Here is a 22,327-nt window from a genome sequence, read left to right as displayed (position 1 = left end):
AAAATGGGAGTAGAAAAAATTAAAGCAGTATTTGAAAATGGTAAGAAAGCATTTATTCCGTACGTAATGGGCGGAGATGGTGGCCTTGAAAAATTAAAAGAAAGAATTCGTTTTTTAGACGAAGCAGGAGCAAGCATCGTTGAAATTGGTATTCCGTTTTCAGATCCAGTCGCAGATGGTCCAACGATCCAAAGAGCAGGGAAACGAGCGCTAGATAGCGGTGTAACAGTAAAAGGCATTTTTCAAGCGTTAGCAGAAGTAAGGAAAGAAGTGCAAATTCCATTTGTACTCATGACATATGTAAATCCAGTACTCGCATTCGGAAAAGAACAATTCATTGAGAGATGCTTAGAGGCAGGTGTGGACGGTATTATCGTTCCAGACTTACCGTATGAAGAACAAAATATTATTGCCCCGTTACTTCGAGAGGCAAACATTGCGCTAATTCCACTCGTTACCGTAACGAGTCCTATTGAAAGAATTGAAAAAATTACGAGTGAATCAGGAGGGTTCGTTTACGCAGTTACAGTAGCAGGTGTAACGGGAGTGCGTCAAAACTTTAAAGAGGAAATTCATAGTTACTTAGAAAAAGTAAAATCACATACGCATTTACCGGTAGTGGCAGGGTTCGGTATTTCAACAAAGGAACATGTAGAAGAAATGATTACAATATGTGACGGAGTTGTCGTTGGAAGTAAAGTTATTGAGCTGTTAGAAAATGAAAAACGAGAAGAAATATGTGAATTAATACAGGCAACAAAACAAAAAGAAGAGGCGTAAGTCTCTTCTTTTTGTTTTGCATAATAAATGTTAAAATATACAGAAAATACATATAATTTAGAGGGTGAGAAAGCATGCTAAGACGTAAACTACTATATCTTCTTTTAACTGTACCACTGTACGCTTGGCTTATTAGCATGACGAAAATAGAGTTGATGGCTCTATTTGTAGGGTATGTATTCATCTTTTCCAACTTAAATCGGATTCAAGAGCAATCTATTTTAGAAGTATGTATATTTTCAATTAGTATAGAACTATTTAGTATCGTTTCGATTGTATTATTAAATGAATTATTTCAATGGATTTATTCATTTTCATTAATGAAACTTGGGAATATTGTACTGCAAGCGATATGTGCCTACATTGTGTTTGTTGTGTTAGGAAAAATAATCGGACAGCAGACGGTTTTTGAGGATAATAGAAAATGGGAGTGAATCAAAAAGGAGCCAAACGGCTTCTTTTTGATTCTGTTGTAAAAACAATTGAAAAATATTACATCTGTTATATAATAGTTAAAAATTGTATTTTTAACGAAATGAGATGATAACATGGCCATATTGTTGGCACTTATCCCAATTATGATGATTTTCATTTGTTTATTTTTATTTAAACAAACGTCATTAAGGTCCTCATTAATTTCTTATGCGGTGTCTGTTGGAATCGTTTTACTCTCGCCAACGTTTCAATTAAGGATAAGTGAAACTGTGCATGCAACGATTAAAGGTTGGTTAATTTGTTTTATTGTCGGGTATGTTTTATTTTTCGGTATTTTTTTATTTCACCTCATGAACAAAATGGGGTACATCGATCAAGTAGCGCGTTTTTTAGAAGAAGTGACGCAAGATCGTTTATTACAAATGCTTCTTATGTGCTTTGGTATTTGCCCACTAATTGAATCGGTAAGTGGATTCGGAATTGGTTTCATGGTTGCAGCACCTATCTTTCTTTCATTAGGCTATAAACCGTTTCAAGCTGTACTACTTTCATTTATTGGTTTACTAGCTAGTTCATGGGGCGCAATGGCAACTGGTACGATTATCGGTTCGCAGCTTATAAATATGCCGCTCACAACTCTTGGTACAAATACAGCATTATTAAGCATACCGATTTTCGCATACTTTATCATCCTTTCTTTATACGTTGTCGGTGGCTTTCAGGCAGTTATAGAAAAGTGGAAGGAAGGGATAGGATTCTTTCTATTATTTTCTCTCGGAATCTATCTTTCTAACGCATACGTAAGTGTTGAACTAGCAGGTATATTAAGTTCTATCGTTACCATTACATTTGGCTTTCTTATCATTAAACTAAAAGGGAAAAATGAGCAAACCTTTATAACAGAACATGCTGCGGCAACGGAGAGAGAAGTATCCATTATAAAAATTATTAGCCCTTATATCTTCTTAACAGTTTGTATTTTACTTTCTCGCCTCGTTCCACCATTACATGATTTGTTCAGATCTTATGCAGTCCTTGATTTAAAGTCATATTCTTACAAATTAGAAATGTTATATTCACCAGGTTTTTGGCTCGGTATGACTTGTTTATTTACAATTATTTTCTTCCGTATTCCATCAAATATTATGAAACAATCACTCTCACAAACGGTAAAACAATGGATTCCTTTCGCTATTACAACGACAATGTTTATCGCCATTTCAGAGTTAATGGGTGCATCTGGCATGCATTCATTACTCGCAAAAACAGCTGGTGAAACATTTGGTACCTTTTTCGTTTTCGTTGCTCCGTTCATCGGTGGTATCGGTGGTTTTTTAACAGGTAGTAACGCAGGATCAAATGCGATGTTTATAAAACTACAAATGCAAACAGCACAAAACGTAGCACTCCCGTGGCAATACGTCACAACACTTCAAAACACCGCATCGTCAGTGGCGACAATCGCTTGTCCATCACGCATTACACTTGGTGCTTACTTATGTAATATCCCGTATCGTGAAAATGAACTATTAAAGAAGACGACGTTAATGATCTTTGGTGCGGTGTTACTTGTAGTGGTGGAGGTTATTTTTTTGTATATGTTGAGAAAATAAGAAATCCTCCTGAAAAAGGAGGATTTTCTTTTTATATGGATAATGCCTTAAGTATGAAAAGCTTCTACTAAATGAATAGGAGATGAAATGTATGCCCCTAAAAAACTACGGTGTGTTAAAAGGTACAGTTATACAATCAAAGATTGGAAAAGGGAAAACACCTCATTATCAAGTTCATTTACAAGGCGAAGCAGGAGTAGATTATCGTATTGCAATTAACGTGAAATCGCAAAGTTATCCGTCGGAAGTTTTATATTTTGCGAGTAACAATATTAGGTCAGAGGCGATTCATATTTTACCGACATTACCATTCGGTTTTACAGAAATAAAAAACAATGAACCGAAAGTAGCTTTAGATTATGTAAGAGGAAATCTATTTGACTCAAATCAAATGATCCCTTTACCACCTGAAAAAGCAGGAGCTGATAATGATTTAAATGAAAAAATTGAGCGGTATATAAAGCGAGCGATAGAAGAAAGTGCGATTATTTACGCGTTCGGTGAAAGATGGGGGCCAGAAGAAAATACACCCGATTCTTACTTTCATTTTGAACCAGGAAACGGTATACATGATATTCATATGAATCAAGGAAATGTAGAAAAATGGCAAGGTGATGATGGTATATGGCAAGACGGAGGAATACTCATTCATTTTGAAAAGGAAGAAGAATGGATCGGTATCTTTCTTGCATTCCAGTCGCAGTCATGGTGTACGGATGAAGAAGGGCATGCTCGTGTTCCGGTTGAGAATTGTAATTATAAGAAAAATAATTGATGAAAAGAGCTCGTTCGACATGAACGAGCTCTTTTCGTTTCGAAAAAGAAGTAAATGGAAAAATCACACGTTACTTCTACGATGGTGACAGTATTAATCCGTTATACGAGACAGATGGTAGTGGAAACGTACTTCGTCAATATGTATACTCAATGGCCGGCGTTCGTCTAGCAATGAAAGCACAAGGACAAACGTTATTCTATCACTACAACCCAAGTGGTGACGTAGTAGCGATGACAGACCCAAATGGACAAGTTGTCGTAAACTATGAATATGATGCATGGGGGAACGTATTAAAGAGTGACGCAAAAGGTATCGCAGCAGAGAATCCATTTGGATACGCGGGATACATGTATGATAAAGAAATTGTTATGTATGGTGATCGCTATTGAAGGCATAGAAACTGTTCATGAATTATTAATAGTGGTATTTTTCATAATGATTGAAAATGATAACTTATAAAAGGTTTTTGATAGGATCAGAATTCATGGTCACTACTTTTTACTCTTTATAAGTCCTTTCTAATCCTTTGTCACATGTATGATTTATTAAGTGATTTTTACACATTGTGTAGTATTTGTATATGGTTACTTTTAATATAAGGGATATAGGGGTAGTCTGTAAATGATTTACGAGGAATTGTAGGAATATTTTCGTAATTACAAATGAAAGTGTTTCTACATGTAAAATCTATCTTGTTTTTTTTATTCTTATCCTTTAATTTATGTAAGGGGATTGAACGGATGTTCTGTTTTTAATGGATAATAAAAAAGAATGGTAAGATAGTTTGGGAGTTTACTATATTATTCTAGACTTGTCTGTTTTCCACCCTGAAAGTCACAATTTTATGGATGCAGGAGGCTACATATATATGGGTACGAGGCAGAAAATTTTGATGCAAGCGATGATGCTTGTAGTCATGGTTATGATGAGTGTGGTGTTTAGTAAAGAAGTTGGTGCAGAATCAGAAAACAAGAGTGATTGGATCGATAGTGTTCATGTAACGCCAAGTGAGGTTTCTTTTGGTAATGAAATGAAAGTGAAAGTTACCGTCAAGGTTAATAATCCAAATGGCATAGGTTCTGATATAAGCATCAAGTATATCCTTCCTTATTTAGATGAAGAGGAAGAAGTTTATGAGTATGTCAATTTAAAATATAATTCGGAAACAGATTTGTATGAAGGTGTATTAAATACTTATTTTGATTTTGAGCAGGTTGGAACTTGGGAAATTGATATGATCCATTCAGGAGTTTTGGGCTTAATAGCATATAACTCTAACGTTCATGAGCCACGAGATAGCTCAGAGAGAGAAAGCATGGAAGAACTGAGCAGTGGTAACATTACGTTATTGGAGCCAGTAGTTGGTTGGAATTATTTCAAGGAATATGGAGAAACACAAGGACACTGGTATTATTTTGATGAGAAAAAATTGGAATTTGTGACAGGTTGGTTTAAGGAAAATGGAAAACAATACTACTTGAATGACAACGGAATGATGGTAACAGGTTGGGTACTAGTAGATGGCAAGTGGTATTACTTGAAAGAAAACGGATCTATGGTGACAGGTTGGACCTTAGTAAATGGTGAGTGGTATTACTTAAGTGCAGATGGAGCAATGAAAACAGGTTGGACGCTAGTAGATGGCAAGTGGTATTACCTGAAAGAAAGTGGCTCCATGATGAAAGGATGGGCGTTAGTAAACGGTCATTGGTATTACTTAAATGCAGAAGGCTCCATGGCGACAGATTGGATATTAGTAAATAATACATGGTACTATCTAAACGCTAGTGGTTCTATGGTGACCGGTTGGTTACAAAAAGATCAAAATTGGTATTACTTACACTCTAATGGTGCAATGGCAGTAGGAAAACATTTCATTGATGGTAAATGGTATGGTTTTAAAGAAAACGGTGAAATGATGTCTGACTGGAAGAATGGAAAAACAGGATGGAGAATAGAAAACGGTAAACTGTATTATTTAAACCAGAAAGGTGTAAAAGTAACTGGGTGGCTACAAGATAGTGGAAAATGGTACTACTTTAATACAAAAGGTGAAGCGGTAATAGGTTCGGTGTTCAATAATGGTAAGGGCTATTATTTGCAAAATGATGCTTCGATGGCAATAGGGTGGATTTCTCTTGAGGGTGAAAAGTATTATTTTGATGAAAATGGAGTAAGGGCAGCAGGTTGGAAAGAGATAGATGGTAAGTGGTATTCTTTCTTCCCACCTACTGGAAAAATGAGCAAAAATACGTGGGTTGATAGCAAATACTGGGTAGATGCAAACGGTGTATGGACAAAGACAAGATAACTGAATAGTAGATAAAAAATACAAACCTCATTAAAAAGGTTTGTATTTTTTATGAGAACTAACAGGAATGGGAAAAAATATATAATAAAGTAAAGAAGGGATTTTGTATGGGGCATGATCTGGGTGAAGAGGATGCCTCTGTAACGCAGAATGGGTATACGTATGGTGATAATAATCCAGTGATGCTGACAAATCCAGATGGACAGGCACCTTGGCTGATTCCTGTAGCGATAAGTGGCTATAGTGCTTATAAAGGATACAAAGGCAAATCACGTGTTAATTGATTAAGAAAGTCTTATAAGCAAATACGTCATACATTAAATAAAAAACGTTAGAAAAGGATGAAAAGCTACATGAATAGTATTAATATACAGTCTATATTAGATGATTTATGGGGCGCTACCATTTTAGAGACACATATAGATTTGTTAAATGATAATATTAAATTTACATTGCAAGTAATTGATAATGGAGTGATAAAAGATTATAAATTAGTATTGATAGAAGTGTCATCGTTTTATTATGTTAAAGATGATGAAAAGCGTAGATTTGCATTTTATGATAGAGAAAAAGTAGATTATTTAGAATTAACAACGATTTATTATGAAGATCCAAATCTGAGTGAAGTTAAATTGAGTTTACAAAATGAGAAAGAATGGAGTAGCAAATATTCCACAGGAGTAAATATTATAATAGAGATTTGGGATTCTATTTTGTTAGTTGAAGCAAAACAATTTTCTCTTAATGGTAAAGTGATTAATCTTAAAATGTAGTTGTTTTTTAGTATAGTTATTTCGTTCGGAGCTGGGTATCGTTTAGGGGCAAAAAATTACAAGCTTGCCAACACACCTTCGTCCAATAAAAAGCACTTAAAACAGGGAATGCAAAAAGCTGGAACAAAACTAGAATTAAAAACAATGTGATTTAACATTTTCTTTGAGCAATTAGAGTGTAGTATATAAATTTATAATGGAGAGTAAGCATCAAATTTATTAATAATAAGAGGGTTTTGCAGCACCCTCTTATTAAAAAAGAAGAAGATGTACAATAAAAACTAAGGAGCTGACTTCACAAATCAACTTTTTCCAATCCTTCTATGAACATGTTCCTTTATAAATTCCCCCTAAAAACTCAATATTAATAATTTGAATATTATACTATTAAATACCTACAATGTTATAGTTGTTTTTTTCCTCTTCCTTGTTACAATAGTAGTTAGATAACTATTAAACTAAAAAATTAATAAAAGGAGTACTAGGAAGAAATGTTTAAAAAAGCTGCAGCAATTGTCTTAACATCTAGTATAATTTCTATTCCTATAACAGGTTTAGCTGAAACTGTAACAACTTCTAATACAGCAATTGTAAATGTAAATGCTGTAAAACAATCTGGATGGGTTCAACAAAATGGGAAATGGTATTACTTCAATCCAGATGGCACTATAAAAAAAGGATGGCTTCTTGATAATAATAAATGGTATTACTTAAATTCAAGCGGCATTATGCAAACTGGCTGGCTGTTTGATCAAGGGGTTTGGTATTATTTAAACGCTAGTGGAGCAATGCAAACTGGCTGGCTATTAGATCAAGGAGTTTGGTATTATTTAAATTCTAATGGTTCTATGAAAACGGGTTGGCTATTAGATCAAGGAGTTTGGTATTATTTAAACGCTAGCGGAGCAATGCAAACGGGTTGGCTATTAAATCAAGGAGTTTGGTATTATTTAAATTCTAATGGTTCTATGAAAACTGGCTGGCTTCTTGATAATAATAAGTGGTATTACTTAAATTCAAGTGGCGGAATGAAAATTGGTTGGCTACAAGATGGAAACAACCGTTATTACCTCCAAAACGATGGAACAATGAAAATCGGATGGCTGCAAGTGAATAATACGTGGTATTATTTAAACGCTAGTGGAGCAATGCAAACGGGTTGGCTTTCAAATGGCGGCGCTTGGTACTATTTGAATGCTAACGGTACGATGAAAACGGGTTGGTCATTTATAGATGGAAGTTGGTACTATTTACAAAATAATGGTGCAATGAAGACGGACTGGCTACAAGATGGCGATACATGGTATTATTTGCAATCCAACGGTATGATGCAAACTGGAACTGCTTCAATCAATGGAACGACGTACCATTTCGACAAGAGCGGTGCTTGGATTCCTGAAAATAACATCACTGCTACCACATATTTAGATCTTGATTTAACGTACGCTTCAAATGTGACTGGTGCAGAAATTGATGCTAATATTAAAAAATATCATCCAGACAGCCCATTAATTGGACATGGGAATGACTTTGTTGAAGCTCAAGCTAAACATGGTGTCAATGCTCTTTATTTAGCTGCACACGCTATTTTAGAATCGGGATATGGTAAATCTGAAATTGCATATCGTAAACATAACCTATTCGGGTTACGTGCTTACGATGCTGATCCATTTAAGTATGCGAAATATTTACCAACTTTCGGTGATAGTATTTCTTATAACGCAAACTACGTAAGAGAAAAGTACTTAGAAAAAAACGGATCATACTTTAACGGACCAACATTAAAAGGCATGAATGTCATGTATTCAACAGATCAAGAGTGGTCTGCTAAAATCGTAAAAATAATGGAACGTATTAAACCTTTCCAGAAAAAAGATTATGTATATGCGAAAAAATTACCTAAAAATCCAAACTCTTTAAATGTCGACGCCCTATCAAGTGATATTCCATATAAAACATACTCACAAGGAACGACAAAAACTGTTAAACTAGCTACTTCCTATTACGTTGTACCATATCCATTTGATGGTACAATTAAAAGTCAGTCAGTTACGAAAAATAATCAAGGCACACTAGCAACGGGTACACCTGTATTTATTTATCGTGAAGATCCAAACGGATGGATTGAATTCTCACTCACAATGAATGGAAATAAATATTGGGTATTAAAAGCTGGATTAAATATGTAAATAAAATACCCCTTTTAGAAAAAGCTAAAAGGGGTATTTTATATGTTTTAAATTATTAATAGGTTTGATGAGGTTAAAGTTGCTGTGCGCAAATATATGCACTTGTATAACTATCAAAGATTTCAAAAAAATTAAGCAACCTGAGTCCATATAAATATAGAACTCAGGTTGCTTAGTTGCGCTTTTTTAATACGGGGGCATTTCACAACGAACGCCCTCCTCTTATTTTATAAAACCCAAAACTAACAAGTGTAGAAATACAAGAGAACAGCAGCGCCACACTAGAAAATGCAATGAGATACATATTATATTTCATTACTTCTCCAATGAGTTGATTACTGTCGTACTGAAAAAGTCCTGCTATTATATTAAATAAAAACAATACGATAAACATGACGATGACACCGTCAATGGATCCTTTAATGTCTGGTTTACTTAAAGCGATATGTGCTGAAATACAAATAGCGATAAATAAAAATAACCAAAAGGAAGGGTTCAATAAATTGTTTATTGTAAATAAGCTTTTCAATAATACGAACGTCGACAAGAGCATGTTTTGAACCATTTCTACAGTAATAGAAGTAGATGCAATCGTCTTTTCGAGAGTTGTATTAAATAAAAAATATGACTCTGGTACGAAATAGCGCATGAAAAGGATTAAAGCAGTAATACCAGAAATAATAGGGCCAATTCCAATGAAGAAATTACCAATTCGTTGATATACACTTTTTTGATTGTATTGATGTTGTACGTAACCTAACGCACCTTGGCTCGTATCTGTTGGGAAGAACTGCGTTGCTACAATTTTATGACGAAATAGTACGCACATAATGGCATGTCCAAGTTCATGAATAGGAACACCAATCCACGCAGTCAAAAGAAATCCTTTTCTTCCGAAAGCTCTCGACCAATACATTCGTGTAAGAGATTCTAAATAACCTAATAGAAATCCAATTACAATGATGACTCCAATTAAAGAAAATAACTGGATCACGCTTGTAAGGAGTATTTGAAAAATTGAGTTTACAAATTCCATTGCCTTTCATCCAATCTGTTTAAAGTTTCACTTTAGTTGCTCTGTTTCATAATAGCATTATTTTTCTAGATTACTAGTCTATATATTTTCTTTCAAAAGCAGGATTTCATAATCTGTTTCTTGTAGTCATGTTTTATGTCCAAAGTCATATATTGAACTTGTAACATCCTATAAGGTATATGCTTAAGGAGGGATGAGAGCGTGAAATGTCCAGCATGTCATACAGAAAATGCAGTAGAAGCAAAGTTTTGCGGGAATTGTGGACATTCGTTAACCGAAGAAGTAGTGGCGAGTGGTGTCCAAGAAGAAGGTCAGCAATCATCGCATACAGAGCAAGTGAAGGAAATTCGTCCAAATGAAACGGTAGAGCAAGCGAAGCGGTTTACGAGTGGCTATTTTCGGTTTTTTAAACAGGCATTTCAAGCACCGACAGCGATTATGCAAAGTGGCAATGTCGAAGTGCGAAATGGAATTGTCAGTCTTGTTCTTATTTGTTTTTTAGGAGCATGTATTTTTTATAGAATGATGAGTGCTGGTGCAGCTGTTACGAGAACGCTAGTGCCAGAAGTATATACTCCTACATTTTTTGGAGAATCTGTAACGTTCTTTTTCTTTTTATTAATTTTAACTTTGTTTGTTGGATTTATTATTTTTATAAGTGGTAAGATGATGAAATCCTCTTTTTCGTTTCTTGAAGTATTCGGTATATGGGGAACGATAGCAACGCCGGTTATTGCTATTTTAGTCCTTACTTTTCTTTTTAGTTTCTTATTAATCTTTTTCTCACCGATATTATTATCTTTAGCTACAACTTATATAGGGATTAGTATAATTGTAGCTATATTAAAATTAGATAACGGCGGATTAGATCTTGTTTATACACTTCTTATTGCAAATGTTTTCATTGGAATCGCAACATTTATTGTACTTTGGTCTTACATTAGCACTGTAATTCAAGCCTTTACACAGGGATTAACTGGCTTCTAATGCAAAGGTGGTTGAACGGATGAATGTATGTACAAAGTGTGGAACGCAGTTTGTAGATGGTGTGCAATTTTGTCAAAACTGCGGTACAAAGAGAGAAATTCCAGTGGTGAAGAAGAAAATGGGGAGCGGTACAAAAATTGGCATTACACTTTTAGCACTACTTGTTATAGCGATTGTTGGATTGTATTTGTATGGATCATCGTATTATGCGCAGGTGGCACAAGTAGACCGGATGATTACGATTTTACAAGAGAGAGACGGAGAAAAATTAGCTGAGATTATTACGACAGATGACCCATCGGTTATTGTAACGAGAGAGAGTTTCAAGCCTCTATTTTCATATATAAAAGAAAATCCGTCTTATGTGAATGAATTGAAACAATATTTAAAGCAAGGTGAAAAGCAAGGGGACGGAATTGAAAGAGCGGATTTTTCTTTAACGAAAGACGGGAAACATTACTTTATATTTGATCGGTATAAATTGAAGGCAAGGACGTATTATACGACTTTGCTTTCAAATGAAAAAGGTGCATCTTTAAAAATGAACGGAAAAGAAATCGATAAGACAGAAGACAAAAATTTTCAGAAGCAATATGGACCGTTTCTTCCAGGAGCTCAAGTGTTTCAAGTGGAATATAAAAATGACCATGTAAAACTATCACGCGAGGAAAAAGTTGTACTTATGAAACAAAGTCAAAATAATGTAACGATAGATTTAACGTTGCAAGGGCAATATATTACAGTTCAAACGAACGCGCCTGGTGCGACATTATATGTGAATCAAAAGCCAGTTACCGCATTGACCGGAGAAGAAATTACGTGGGGTCCCGTAGCAACTGATGGAAGTGCGACGATTTATTTAGAACGCAATGGAGAAAGCGGAAGGGAAACAACAAAAGTAGAAACGGTAACAGCACTTTCGGCTTATAACCTTCCATTCGAAAAGAAAAGCGTAGAAAAAACAGTCGTTTACAATGTTACTCCGCCACCTACGACTGGGTATGTATACAATGGTTTTATCTTCCCTGATAGTGATATTCGAAAATTAACGAATGCAGATTTAACGTATGTAACGAAAGAACAGTTGAAAATTGCTAGAAACGAAATATACGCAAGATATGGAAATATATTTCAAACGAAAGATATGCAAGCGTATTTTTCAAAACAATCTTGGTACAGAGAAAATCCGTATTTTACAGGGAAGTTAACGGATATTGAAGCTTATAATGTTGAATTGATCAAATCAAGAGAATAGCGTTCGTGAAAAAGGTACAGTGAGTATTACTGTACCTTTTCTATGTTTATTTAGCTGGACCAGGATCTCTAGAGAAAAAGATATGAAAGAGGAATGTGACTTTACTTGCTCCTCCTGATGTACTTGCTTGCACATCAGATAATGCACTAGATGTTAAAACGCCTTCAGAATGAGGGGGTACGACTATTTTGAGAGTATCCTCTGATTCTGATGATGCAGTAACGGTTATTGTATCATCAGATAAGTTCAAAATTTTCACAGTACCGATTGGTAAGATGGACTTGCCTGCGTGTGATGCTGAAGCGAAGCGAGAGCCTTTCCAAATCGTTTGTGGGAAAGTTTCATCATTAGATAACCAAGCACGCGCACTATAAATGGTTGCGTTAATAGAAAATTCTTGATCAAGCGACAAGGCGGCTTTCGGTTCTTTCGGTTCCTCTGGAAGCTGAGCGAGAAGGCCTGCGCACATGTATGTTTCACCTACTTTCAATTGTTACTGTTATAGCATATTAAACATGTTGTTTATAAGACACGACGGTTACCTATTCAGGCATAGGTTTGTGCACTAAATTTGTAGATGAAATATTATTTCTTTACAATGGGAATAGGTGTTATTTCTGTAAAATATGGAAAGCGTAAAGAGTATGTAAAAAAGAAGGAGTGGTAAAGTGAACTATGTCATTATTGGCGGAGATGCAGCTGGGATGAGTGCAGCCATGCAAATTGTAAGAAACGATGAAACTGCAAAAGTTGTGACGTTAGAAAAAGGTGAAATCTATTCATACGCTCAGTGCGGATTACCGTATGTCATTAGTGGTGCTATTGCTTCGACGGAAAAATTAATTGCGCGTAACGTGAAGACGTTTCGTGATAAGTACGGAATTGATGCGAAAGTGCGACATGAAGTAACGAAAGTAGATACGGAAAAGAAAATTGTGTACGCGGAGCATACGGAGACGAAAGATGTTTTTGAATTTACGTATGACCGTTTATTAATTGCGACGGGAGTGCGTCCTGTTATGCCAGAATGGGAAGGACGAGAGTTACAAGGCATTCATCTTTTAAAAACAATTCCAGATGCTGAGCGTATATTAAAAACGTTAGAAACGAACAAAGTTGAAGACGTAACAATTATTGGCGGCGGTGCGATTGGACTGGAGATGGCAGAAACATTTGTCGAGCTTGGTAAGAAAGTAAGAATGATTGAGCGAAATGATCATATCGGTACGATTTATGATGCAGATATGGCGGAATATATACATAAAGAAGCGGATAAACATCATATTGAAATTGTAACGAATGAAAATGTAAAAGCGTTTAGAGGAAAAGAGCGAGTAGAGGAGATTGAAACGGATAAAGGTACATATAAAGCAGATCTTGTTTTAGTATCTGTCGGAGTAAAGCCAAATACTGATTTTCTTGAAGGAACCAATATACGTACAAATCATAAAGGGGCAATTGAAGTAAATGCATATATGCAAACGAATGTGCAAGACGTATATGCTGCTGGTGATTGCGCGACACATTATCACGTTATAAAAGAAATTCATGATCATATTCCAATTGGAACGACTGCCAATAAACAAGGACGACTTGCTGGACTCAATATGGTTGATAAACGAAGATCATTTAAAGGTACGTTAGGTACAGGCATTATTAAATTTATGGATTTGACACTCGCGAGAACAGGCTTAAATGAAAAAGAAGCGAAAGGGCTCAATATCCCGTATAAAACAGTTAAAGTAGATTCAACAAATATGGCGGGCTATTATCCAAATGCGAAACCACTTTACTTAAAATTGCTATATCGCTCCGATACGAGGCAATTGTTGGGTGGACAAGTAATTGGGGAAGAAGGTGTAGATAAGCGTATTGATGTGATTGCAATGGCGCTTTTCAATAAAATGAGCATTCACGATTTAGAAGACGTCGACTTAAGTTACGCACCACCATATAACAGCGTTTGGGATCCAATTCAGCAAGCAGCAAGGAGAGCGGAGTAGCACTTTTAAAGTGCTACTTTTTTTTGTAAAGGGAAGTAATCTTTTTTATTGAATAATAAAGAGGGAGAAATAGTTACATATAGAAAAGGGGATTTTTAAAAATGGTTGTAGCACTTCAAAGAGTTCAAGAATCAGAAAAAGAAATATTACGTAATTTGTACGCATTATACCTTCATGACCTTTCTAAGTTCACTATGAATATAACTATCGGAGCGGATGTTTTTTTGAATACGAAGATTTGCACATGTTTTGGAAAAATGACGGAGTCACTCCGTATTTTATAAAGGTTGATCATAGTATTGTAGGATTTTTATTACTATTAGAACGTCCATTTTTGAAGAAAGAAAACGACTTTTGTGTGAATGACATTTTCATATTGAATCAATATAGGGGAAAAGGAATCGGTAAACAAGTTATTGAAAATTTACTAGAAGAGAAACGAGGACAGTATTTCGTTATCGAACTTCTAAAAAATGTACTGGCAGTTTCGTTTTGGAAGAAAGTATATAAAGAGCTAAACATTGAATTTGATGAACGAAAACAAATGATTGATGATGAAGAATGCCTCGTTCAAACGTTTAAAATATAATGAAATAAGTGTTCCTCGTATATTACATTGAAATTTAGATTTATCCCGCTATTTGTGGGAGTCGGATTGCTCGTAAACGCCCGATTGGTGAGGGCTGATAATCAGTGGGGGATGAACAGCCCCCACTGATTAAAGTTTCACTTTATTTTGAATATAAGGTTCACCCTTGAAAACAAAGTACGTATCGCTTATATTGTCATATAGTATTTGTTTTTTTAACAAAGCAATGAACGAACCAGGGGGCGCAGTATGGCAATTAACATGAAAACAATCGAGGAATGGATTGCGGAATCAAACGCAAGACAGGAAGAAGACTTTGGACACGTTGTTGAAGAGATGAAAGAAGTATGTGTCGGACTTGATAATGCGACATTAATTTATACGAAAAATGTATTTTGCTTCGGTAAGAAAGTAGAAGTATTGTTCTTCTTCCAAGACCATGTCGTTATCGGTGAAGAGAAAGAAGAATATATTGAAGTTGAAAAATTAAAGTATAGTGATATTACAAATAGTAACTTAAAAACAAATGATAGAAATACAACGTTAGAGTTACAGTTTTCTAATGGGAAATCTATCAATTTAGATAGTTTAAATGATAACTATGGTACGAAAAATTGGTTATTTGCAAGACAAATTAAGAGTATCTTTAAAGTAATCTAGTAAAAAGCACGCCGGTGGACGGCGTGCTTTTAATTATGCAAAGACCCTTTTAACCAATTCCGCGCTCGATACGCCCCAACAGGAATTTGAATAAGTGATGTTTCATTTCCACCATCAATCCCGTACAATTGATCACAAGAATTTGTATCAAAACTTAGTAACGGATGACCACCCATCCCCATAGCGGTCGCAGCGAAAACGAGTTTATGAACGAGTATACCAGCTTCCATTTGGTGAATGCGATATCCTCTATAGCCTAATGCACGTGTGTAGTAATCTTTCTTTCCAACTACATGTAAGCAAAGTGGTACTTGAAAAAGGTTTACGTTATCCATCGTCATACTAGACTGAAGGGGGTAACGAAGGTCTCCATACCGAATTGGCTGTATGGAATGTGTTTTACTGTTATAAGCATAAGCCCCGTTTTCAATAGTTTTTACGTTATAAAAACATCCATATAAGGAGACGCGTGCATTTTCATTTATATACTTGCCATCAAGGTCGTTGTAATAAGGGAAGGAGAGACTCGCTTCTTGTAGTAAAGTAGCGAGCTCAGCTGCACCCCATTTCGTTAAAGTAAAGTCATCGTTAGGGGAGTACCGTTCTTTACAAAGTTGTAAGAAATCATACGATAAACGCTCTACTTTCGGTAGCTGTACAGTGTGCGCATGATGTTGATAGTACTCTTCATGAGCTAGTGTTTGGAAGTGTTCTGTCGATTCAATCATAGATGCTTCATTTATTTTTGTTATCATTGGATATCCTTCCACATGTTTGGAACGAATGAAATGCTCATGTGCTAAAGGTGGAATTTGCTGCAATAAGTCATGAGAAGTAACGGTTTTATTTTTACGATAATCATCGTGGAACCAATCTATATTCGGTTCTGTACTTAAAGGAATAACAGCATACACACTTTCTTCTCCTTCGGTCAGTCCGAGTAAATGATTGATTGCACGGTCTAGAAATTGAAAGTATATGCCATTTGTGTAACCGAACTGTTTCGCACATTCGAGTAATTGACCGATGAGAACGCCGCTATCTAATCCTTGCAGACGATACGAAAAGTTATTGTATTTAAAAAAGTTTTTCCAAAACATAGTGGATACAAATGCAGCACCAAAGCAAGAATGTATGTTACAGCGATTGCCGAGTGTGTCTGTAAGATAAGAATCGAAATTTCCTTCGCGAAGTAAGATAAGTCGGTGATGCGCAGCGTCATAATGGTAAATGCCGTCTGGATAATGATTCAATTTTAAATATATATACAATTCATTCGGATATAAAGCACCACCTGAAGGGATAGACCTCCGGAATAAATTTCTTTCGCTATTGAGCTGACATAATTGGGTTATACCAAATGAATACAAAAGGTAAGCACCAATCTCATCCAAAGTAGGTGTAGTAGAAGAGTACGGCAATGATATTGGGATTTCTGAAGAGAGAGGGATGACAGGTACATTTCGATATAACTTATAAGGAAGCGGTGCGTCTTCCCAGTCCACCTCATGATTCGGCATAATTTCATCAATAGTGAAATGGAGATGATGTAAAAAAGTATCTAGCTGCATGAAATCCCCCCTTTACTATGGAAATGGATGCGGATGTGGATTTAATTGTTCGTTTGTTAAAGGCTCAGTCCTATATCCAAGTGTCATCGGTACAGTGTACACTCTATCCAGTCCGGTAACACGAGTGAGATGGTGACCGAACGTCATCGGTAGCATGCCTGGGATCATGACTTTTACACAATGTAATCCGTTCTGCTCTATAAGGGGGACGGTTTGATCTACAACGATTACTTCGAGCCCAGATTGATGCAAACGATTTAAAAGTTGATGAAGATCAGATGTCAAATCCATATCAAACGATTGTAATGCATTCATTTCTTGGAACGATTGCACCGGAGCATCGTCACGTAAAAGGAAATGAAGACGTTCTTCCGTTTCTTTTAATCCGTACAGCATACTATGGTCTTCCATTTTATTAACGAGATAAGGATCTTGTAAGCATTTTTCGTAGTACTCTCTTTTTTGCTCGAGCTCATCATCTGCTATTAGTAACATGCCTGCTATTTCGTGAATTGCACTTTTTATAGCTCGAATAGGATCTAAATGAGAGCCTCCTGCACAAACAACGTTCATTCCATTTGCACGCGTATTTTTCGCAATTACCCATAAACTCGGGATGCCGTGTTCCATCGTCGCGTTAAAAACGTGTAATTCATACCCGGTAATCGTGCGTAACCGCTGAATCATTAATTGTAATTCCGTATCGTTTGCTGAGCTAAGATCAAGGCGGGACAGAGGTAATTCAGCATACCAAGTGAGCAAGAAGGCATCACGCTCTACAATTTCTAAAATGCCGTGAAAAATTGCTTCTTCTAAACTACCACCAATTGCACAACCATTGGATGTTTCATATACGAAAGCATCCCGATGACCGAGGCTATAATAAGCGATTGATTCTGGAACTAAAAGTGGCTTGTTTTGTGATAAAGAATAGCCCCATACCCAGTTTTGTTCATAGTCGGGATCAAACGGCTTAAACGGAAAACTATCACGATTATAATGTTCATTTGCATGTACACCGAGTGTGAGGGGATTCAGTGCATGATCCTCTAAATCATGAAAACTACCATGCACATTTGTCTTTTTTCCTCGAGGTGACATACCACAATATCGTTCTAAACCTTCTAAAATAGCAGTTGCTTCACTCAGTGCAAATGAATGGGTTCGACCTGCAACACCTTCATTCCCAAACATTAACGGCATGTTTATAATGACGTCAGCGAATGGTAATAAAGAATGCTGCATTTTTCCATTCAACATACCAACCCGGTAATCTAAATAGTCTCTCGTTAAAAATGTATTTAGTTCATGAATAGAACGACAGCGATACGTTTCAGTACTTGTTTTTAAGCTCGGTTGTAAAGAAATCTGTGCCGCATCCGCAGTATCAGCAGGTAAATTACTACATATAGGACAGAGAGGATCTGGAAGAAAAGAATGCCGCGTACATTGCAGTGTTTGTAAGTTTAGTAAAATGAGTTCATTTTCTAAAGAAGAATGTCCGTGAGCTAATATTTTCTCCGTTTCAGCATGAATGAGCTGGCACATTTGCAGAATGCCATTTTGGGTGGCGCGTACATCACGCCTCGTTACGTGCTCTGATTTCAACGCATATTTCCGCTGTAATTCCCACATTTCTTGTTGATCAAATCCGGCGATAAAGCGTCGTCCATCGGCACAATGGGTGCATCCCGTTGCAAGAGGATGAATATAAGGTCCGATAACACCTTCACCAAATGAAGTAAACGCACGTAGCCACGGAATATGATTGGAACGAAAAACAAGCTCAGCATCATGATGAATAGTAGAAGGAGAGCCGTCATGTAATACGAGAGCGAGGTTGATATTTTCAGGGAGTTCGTCTGTAATTGTATGTTGGCGAATGATGGAATATTGTTTGCGTAATTGATCATGTACATAGTCTGCAAGTAGGCCATCTCCTATAAGCAATATATGTTGAGTCATAGACCGTCCTCCTTTGCAATTAATACCCCGTACACACCATCTAAATTTTCTTTCAAAAATGATTCAATCGCTAAATCAAACACGAATGGATAAAAATTATGTTCTCCTAAATGCTGCAAGGCAAGCTGTAAAGATTGCACATCTGGAATTTCTTCGTCCGCTTGTATTTCTATTCGAAAAGAATCAGTGTCATATAAAATAATAGATGATTCAGGCAAAACAGTAGCTCTGTATGGAGTTTCGTCATTTTGAATGTGAAGAAGAGATAGTTGTAGTGCGTTACGTAACGCTAACGTCATATTAATACTGGATGCGCCATACCATCTATCATTTACACCGACCCAAACGACTGGAAAACTAAGAATCTCTTCACTCATTGCTATTTTAGGTGCTTCATGAATTGTAGAGAGAGCATCGTAATAAAACTTACAATGTGTATCATGAATTTCAGCTAGGTCGATCGTTGTAATTTCTTCTAGCATATGTGATTGCCGCTCATATAGTTTATTGTTTAAATGTTGTTGTAGTGCCCGGTATACACCTTCTGTCATCGTTTCCCCAGCACCAATACCGATATCGTTATGTTCAGGAATAAGGCGATGAATGATTTCAGCTACATATGTTTCAATTCCTGTTAAACCAGCTTCACGGCGAGCTTCATTATGACTCAAACCAGCGCAAGTCATAAGAGGCAGGAGGGAAGCGGGACCATCGGATAGTGGTGTAGCTACTTGAATATTGCATTGTGATAACGGTAGTTGATATGAATTTTGTTCATCCCACACATGGAATATACCAGCTTCTTTAGAAGTTAATGAGTCGAAAAAACGGAACAATTCAGTTGAAGTATGTTGGTTGGACCGCTGCGCAAGTTTTTCGGTAAGATTTTCTATTGTATCAATTGTAAAACTTTCATCAGTTGCGAGAGGATGTTTTATAAAAGGATGCCATGTCCCTTCGAGTGTTTCACAGTTTAATAAAAAGAATTGTGGCTCTTTTTCTCGATATGAATCATCAGCGACGTGTTTAAATAATTCAAAAACAATTATATTTGCTAACATTGCGCCAGTAATTGGTGAAAAAGGAGCTGATGCATTTTCATTTTGCAAAGTAGTTTCATGTAGCCGATGCCAAGCTGATTCCCAGCATTCTTCACGATCAGCTGTTACGACAGGACCAGCCAAACCGAATGTTGATAAACAAATGGCGGGTATGAAGTTCTTTCCTACTTCCTTGCAAATCGTGTGAACTGTTCTTAAGCCTTCAATGTCTCCATTTTGAGAAACGTATAAAATCCAGTCAAAGGGTTCGAACACTTCATGCAGGGGGCGGTCAATTGTAGTATCTATTTCTTGAACAAGTACATTGTCATCAACTTCATATGCACGTTCTACTAGTTCATGAATTCGGTCGTAATTTGTTTCCATATAATCTGTGACAAGGTAATGAAATGTAGGTAATCCGGATTCTAGTAAAGAAGAAACTAAGGAAGTAAGCATATCCCCAGAACCAAGTATAAGGACATTTGCTGCGCGGTACGTCTGGAATTTTAAAGCACCTGAATGAGAATCAGCTTCTAGAAATTCAATTTGCGAAGCATACCTATTGAGTAATGCACTGTTTAATTCATGAGGTGCATCTTGACTTACATCACGAACAAAACCATTTTCATATAAAATCTCTCCAATTTCAAATACACGATGTTGATAGGGGAGAGGAAGACCATCGGTTATTTCTGCTAAAGAATGATCACCATTAAACATAGGCATTAATTTTTCAATCCAGTTATAAATTCCATCACCGTCCATGCGGAATGAACTGGCGTTATTTCGAAAATAGACACCCCCGTTTGAGTCGGGGAGGAAGAAAGTATCCTTATTTGCTTTAAGCTTTGCATGAGCTGGAAGGTTATTCATTTTAATCCTCCTTACGTTTTAAGCATACATTATTAGCTTATGTCATGAAATTTGTCCCGTATGAACGCAATAAAAAAAGGCTGTAGAATGATTTATTCTACAGCCTCTAATAGACTATTAGTCTATCAACCTTCTAATAATAATGATTTTGGATCTTCAAGCATATCTTTAATAGCAACAAGGAAGCTAACTGCTTCTTTACCATCAACAATACGGTGATCGTAAGATAGTGCAAGGTACATCATCGGACGGTTTTCCATACGTTCTGCATCAATTGCAACTGGTCTTACTTGGATTTTGTGCATTCCTAAAATACCTACTTGTGGGCTGTTTAGGATTGGTGTTGACATTAGAGAACCGAATACACCACCGTTTGTAATTGTAAATGTACCACCTTGTAGCTCTTTTAATGAAAGTTTATTATCACGTGCTTTCATACCTAAATTACGAATTTCGCTTTCGATTTCAGCGAAGTTTAATTGGTTAGCATCGCGTACAACTGGAACAACTAATCCATCTGGAGCTGCTACTGCAATACCGATATCATAGAATTTTTTAATGATAAGCTCGTCGCCTTGAATTTCAGCATTTAATAATGGGAATTGTTTTAATGCTGCAACAACTGCTTTTGTGAAGAAGGACATAAAGCCAAGACGTACATCATGTTTTTTCTCGAAAGCATCTTTACGCTCTTTACGTAATTCCATGATTGCACTCATATCAACTTCGTTAAATGTTGTTAACATTGCAGATGTTTGTTGTACTTCTACAAGACGTTTTGCAATTGTTTGACGGCGGCGGGACATTTTCACGCGCTCAACTGGTTTTTCAAATTCCGTTTTTGCAACTGGAGCAGGAGCTGGACTTTTTGGAGCAGCTGGTGCTTCTTTTGGTGCTGCAGCATGAGCTTGTACATCATGTGGTCTCACACGTCCAAGTGGATCTGTGCTACGTACGTCGTTTAAGTCGATTCCTAATTCACGAGCCATTTTTCTAGCAGCTGGTGATGCGATAGGACGGTTCGTATTTGGTAAACCTTGTAGAGCCGTAGCTTGTTCAGCAGTTGGAGCAGCAGCTTTCGGTGCTTCAGCTGTTTCTTGTTTTGGTTGCTCAGCCACTGGTGCAGGTGTACTTACTGCCACTGGTGCGCCATTTGCATCTAAAATTGCGATAGTTGCGCCAACTTCAACTGTATCCCCAGGCTCGCCTAGTAACTTCGATACAATACCTGAATCTTCTGCAATGATTTCTACATTGACTTTATCAGTTTCAAGCTCAACAACGCTGCCACCTTTCTCAACTTTGTCACCTACGTTGATAAGCCATTGTGAAATAGTTCCTTCTGTAATAGATTCTGCAAGCTCAGGTACTTTAATTTCGATCATTTTAAATGTCCTCCCCTTATTTGCCTAACGGTGTGTTTTGTCTTCTTTAATCTTCGGTAATCTCCATTTGTTAGCTCGACT

General features: G+C 36.5%; 18 protein-coding genes and 2 pseudogenes. 14 read left to right on the top strand and 6 right to left on the bottom strand.

Annotated features, from left to right (window positions below; all coding sequences use genetic code 11):
* Positions 1–3: 3 nt before the first annotated feature.
* From trpA to JDS95_RS13355, 9 genes and pseudogenes are all read left to right on the top strand, one after another.
* Positions 4–780: a tryptophan synthase subunit alpha gene (gene trpA, locus JDS95_RS13395; protein ID WP_085450049.1), complete on the top strand. Its 777-nt coding sequence runs from the start codon at positions 4–6 to the stop codon at positions 778–780.
* A 74-nt stretch (positions 781–854) separates the two neighbouring features.
* A complete protein-coding gene (locus JDS95_RS13390; RefSeq protein ID WP_000946157.1) occupies positions 855–1,214 on the top strand; it encodes a DUF4029 domain-containing protein in 360 nt (119 codons plus the stop codon).
* Between the two features lie 114 nt (positions 1,215–1,328).
* Positions 1,329–2,828 (top strand): L-lactate permease, encoded by a 1,500-nt coding sequence (locus JDS95_RS13385; RefSeq protein WP_199690548.1) that lies wholly within the window; start codon positions 1,329–1,331, stop codon positions 2,826–2,828.
* Positions 2,829–2,919: 91 nt separating this feature from the next.
* Entirely contained in the window at positions 2,920–3,603 is a 684-nt protein-coding gene (locus tag JDS95_RS13380; RefSeq protein ID WP_001128598.1) for a DUF2278 family protein, read from the top strand.
* A 35-nt stretch (positions 3,604–3,638) separates the two neighbouring features.
* Positions 3,639–3,980, top strand: a pseudogene (locus JDS95_RS13375) (RHS repeat-associated core domain-containing protein); the annotation flags it as partial.
* Between the two features lie 494 nt (positions 3,981–4,474).
* A complete protein-coding gene (locus tag JDS95_RS13370) occupies positions 4,475–5,917 on the top strand; it encodes a hypothetical protein (RefSeq protein WP_000537252.1) in 1,443 nt (480 codons plus the stop codon).
* Between the two features lie 107 nt (positions 5,918–6,024).
* Positions 6,025–6,201, top strand: coding sequence for a hypothetical protein (locus JDS95_RS13365; protein WP_000509719.1), 177 nt, complete (start codon positions 6,025–6,027; stop codon positions 6,199–6,201).
* Positions 6,202–6,270: 69 nt separating this feature from the next.
* The gene (locus tag JDS95_RS13360; RefSeq protein WP_001084723.1) at positions 6,271–6,690 is read left to right on the top strand and encodes a YxiG family protein; all 420 of its coding nucleotides are present in this window, start codon (positions 6,271–6,273) and stop codon (positions 6,688–6,690) included.
* Between the two features lie 491 nt (positions 6,691–7,181).
* The gene (locus JDS95_RS13355) at positions 7,182–8,879 is read left to right on the top strand and encodes a glucosaminidase domain-containing protein (protein ID WP_085450047.1); all 1,698 of its coding nucleotides are present in this window, start codon (positions 7,182–7,184) and stop codon (positions 8,877–8,879) included.
* 202 nt (positions 8,880–9,081) lie between these two features.
* Here the strand turns inward: JDS95_RS13355 and JDS95_RS13350 are convergent, their stop codons facing one another.
* Complete coding sequence (locus JDS95_RS13350; protein WP_085450046.1) at positions 9,082–9,915, bottom strand: hypothetical protein; 834 nt, start codon at positions 9,913–9,915, stop codon at positions 9,082–9,084.
* A gap of 201 nt (positions 9,916–10,116) precedes the next feature.
* Here JDS95_RS13350 and JDS95_RS13345 point away from each other — a divergent pair, with 201 nt between their 5' ends.
* Positions 10,117–10,902, top strand: coding sequence for a zinc ribbon domain-containing protein (locus JDS95_RS13345; protein WP_000650063.1), 786 nt, complete (start codon positions 10,117–10,119; stop codon positions 10,900–10,902).
* A gap of 19 nt (positions 10,903–10,921) precedes the next feature.
* Entirely contained in the window at positions 10,922–12,157 is a 1,236-nt protein-coding gene (locus tag JDS95_RS13340; protein WP_199690547.1) for a TcaA 3rd/4th domain-containing protein, read from the top strand.
* Positions 12,158–12,203: 46 nt separating this feature from the next.
* Here JDS95_RS13340 and JDS95_RS13335 read toward each other — a convergent pair whose 3' ends face one another.
* Positions 12,204–12,626: a hypothetical protein gene (locus JDS95_RS13335; protein WP_000332411.1), complete on the bottom strand. Its 423-nt coding sequence runs from the start codon at positions 12,624–12,626 to the stop codon at positions 12,204–12,206.
* Positions 12,627–12,825: 199 nt separating this feature from the next.
* Between JDS95_RS13335 and JDS95_RS13330 the strand changes: the two genes are divergently transcribed.
* The 3 genes and pseudogenes from JDS95_RS13330 to JDS95_RS13320 all read left to right on the top strand — a co-directional run bounded on the left by JDS95_RS13330 (position 12,826) and on the right by JDS95_RS13320 (position 15,409).
* Positions 12,826–14,160, top strand: a complete 1,335-nt coding sequence (locus JDS95_RS13330; protein WP_085450044.1) for an FAD-dependent oxidoreductase — start codon at positions 12,826–12,828, stop codon at positions 14,158–14,160.
* 101 nt (positions 14,161–14,261) lie between these two features.
* Positions 14,262–14,749: pseudogene (locus tag JDS95_RS13325) on the top strand (GNAT family N-acetyltransferase).
* A gap of 249 nt (positions 14,750–14,998) precedes the next feature.
* Complete coding sequence (locus tag JDS95_RS13320; protein WP_000996794.1) at positions 14,999–15,409, top strand: DUF3908 family protein; 411 nt, start codon at positions 14,999–15,001, stop codon at positions 15,407–15,409.
* Between the two features lie 29 nt (positions 15,410–15,438).
* On the opposite strand, the gene JDS95_RS13315 is transcribed toward JDS95_RS13320, so the two are convergent.
* The 4 genes from JDS95_RS13315 to odhB all read right to left on the bottom strand — a co-directional run bounded on the left by JDS95_RS13315 (position 15,439) and on the right by odhB (position 22,246).
* Positions 15,439–16,980, bottom strand: a complete 1,542-nt coding sequence (locus tag JDS95_RS13315; protein WP_085450041.1) for a SagB family peptide dehydrogenase — start codon at positions 16,978–16,980, stop codon at positions 15,439–15,441.
* Positions 16,981–16,995: 15 nt separating this feature from the next.
* The gene (locus tag JDS95_RS13310) at positions 16,996–18,945 is read right to left on the bottom strand and encodes a TOMM precursor leader peptide-binding protein (RefSeq protein WP_085450040.1); all 1,950 of its coding nucleotides are present in this window, start codon (positions 18,943–18,945) and stop codon (positions 16,996–16,998) included.
* The gene (locus JDS95_RS13305; protein ID WP_085450039.1) at positions 18,942–20,861 is read right to left on the bottom strand and encodes a putative thiazole-containing bacteriocin maturation protein; all 1,920 of its coding nucleotides are present in this window, start codon (positions 20,859–20,861) and stop codon (positions 18,942–18,944) included. The genes JDS95_RS13310 and JDS95_RS13305 overlap by 4 nt, the downstream gene beginning before the upstream one ends.
* A gap of 125 nt (positions 20,862–20,986) precedes the next feature.
* Positions 20,987–22,246 carry a 2-oxoglutarate dehydrogenase complex dihydrolipoyllysine-residue succinyltransferase gene (gene odhB, locus JDS95_RS13300; RefSeq protein WP_199690546.1) on the bottom strand — a complete coding sequence of 420 codons (1,260 nt, stop codon included), beginning with the start codon at positions 22,244–22,246 and terminating at the stop codon, positions 20,987–20,989.
* Positions 22,247–22,327: the final 81 nt, after the last annotated feature.

It is taken from the genome of Bacillus cereus group sp. N24 (genome assembly GCF_016483345.1).
In the GTDB taxonomy this organism is placed as follows: domain Bacteria; phylum Bacillota; class Bacilli; order Bacillales; family Bacillaceae_G; genus Bacillus_A; species Bacillus_A toyonensis.
Note: the sequence above shows the minus strand (reverse complement) of the source record. Positions and strands in the feature narration are given on the sequence as shown.

Bases quoted from the DNA above. Each gene is read 5' to 3' on its own strand.
- trpA (WP_085450049.1), top strand. From the start codon at position 4: ATGGGAGTAGAAAAAATTAAAGCAGTATTTGAAAATGGTAAGAAAGCA.
- JDS95_RS13390 (WP_000946157.1), top strand. From the start codon at position 855: ATGCTAAGACGTAAACTACTATATCTTCTTTTAACTGTACCACTGTAC.
- JDS95_RS13385 (WP_199690548.1), top strand. From the start codon at position 1,329: ATGGCCATATTGTTGGCACTTATCCCAATTATGATGATTTTCATTTGT.
- JDS95_RS13380 (WP_001128598.1), top strand. From the start codon at position 2,920: ATGCCCCTAAAAAACTACGGTGTGTTAAAAGGTACAGTTATACAATCA.
- JDS95_RS13370 (WP_000537252.1), top strand. From the start codon at position 4,475: ATGGGTACGAGGCAGAAAATTTTGATGCAAGCGATGATGCTTGTAGTC.
- JDS95_RS13365 (WP_000509719.1), top strand. From the start codon at position 6,025: ATGGGGCATGATCTGGGTGAAGAGGATGCCTCTGTAACGCAGAATGGG.
- JDS95_RS13360 (WP_001084723.1), top strand. From the start codon at position 6,271: ATGAATAGTATTAATATACAGTCTATATTAGATGATTTATGGGGCGCT.
- JDS95_RS13355 (WP_085450047.1), top strand. From the start codon at position 7,182: ATGTTTAAAAAAGCTGCAGCAATTGTCTTAACATCTAGTATAATTTCT.
- JDS95_RS13350 (WP_085450046.1), bottom strand. From the start codon at position 9,915: ATGGAATTTGTAAACTCAATTTTTCAAATACTCCTTACAAGCGTGATC.
- JDS95_RS13340 (WP_199690547.1), top strand. From the start codon at position 10,922: ATGAATGTATGTACAAAGTGTGGAACGCAGTTTGTAGATGGTGTGCAA.
- JDS95_RS13335 (WP_000332411.1), bottom strand. From the start codon at position 12,626: ATGTGCGCAGGCCTTCTCGCTCAGCTTCCAGAGGAACCGAAAGAACCG.
- JDS95_RS13320 (WP_000996794.1), top strand. From the start codon at position 14,999: ATGGCAATTAACATGAAAACAATCGAGGAATGGATTGCGGAATCAAAC.
- JDS95_RS13315 (WP_085450041.1), bottom strand. From the start codon at position 16,980: ATGCAGCTAGATACTTTTTTACATCATCTCCATTTCACTATTGATGAA.
- JDS95_RS13310 (WP_085450040.1), bottom strand. From the start codon at position 18,945: ATGACTCAACATATATTGCTTATAGGAGATGGCCTACTTGCAGACTAT.
- JDS95_RS13305 (WP_085450039.1), bottom strand. From the start codon at position 20,861: ATGAATAACCTTCCAGCTCATGCAAAGCTTAAAGCAAATAAGGATACT.
- odhB (WP_199690546.1), bottom strand. From the start codon at position 22,246: ATGATCGAAATTAAAGTACCTGAGCTTGCAGAATCTATTACAGAAGGA.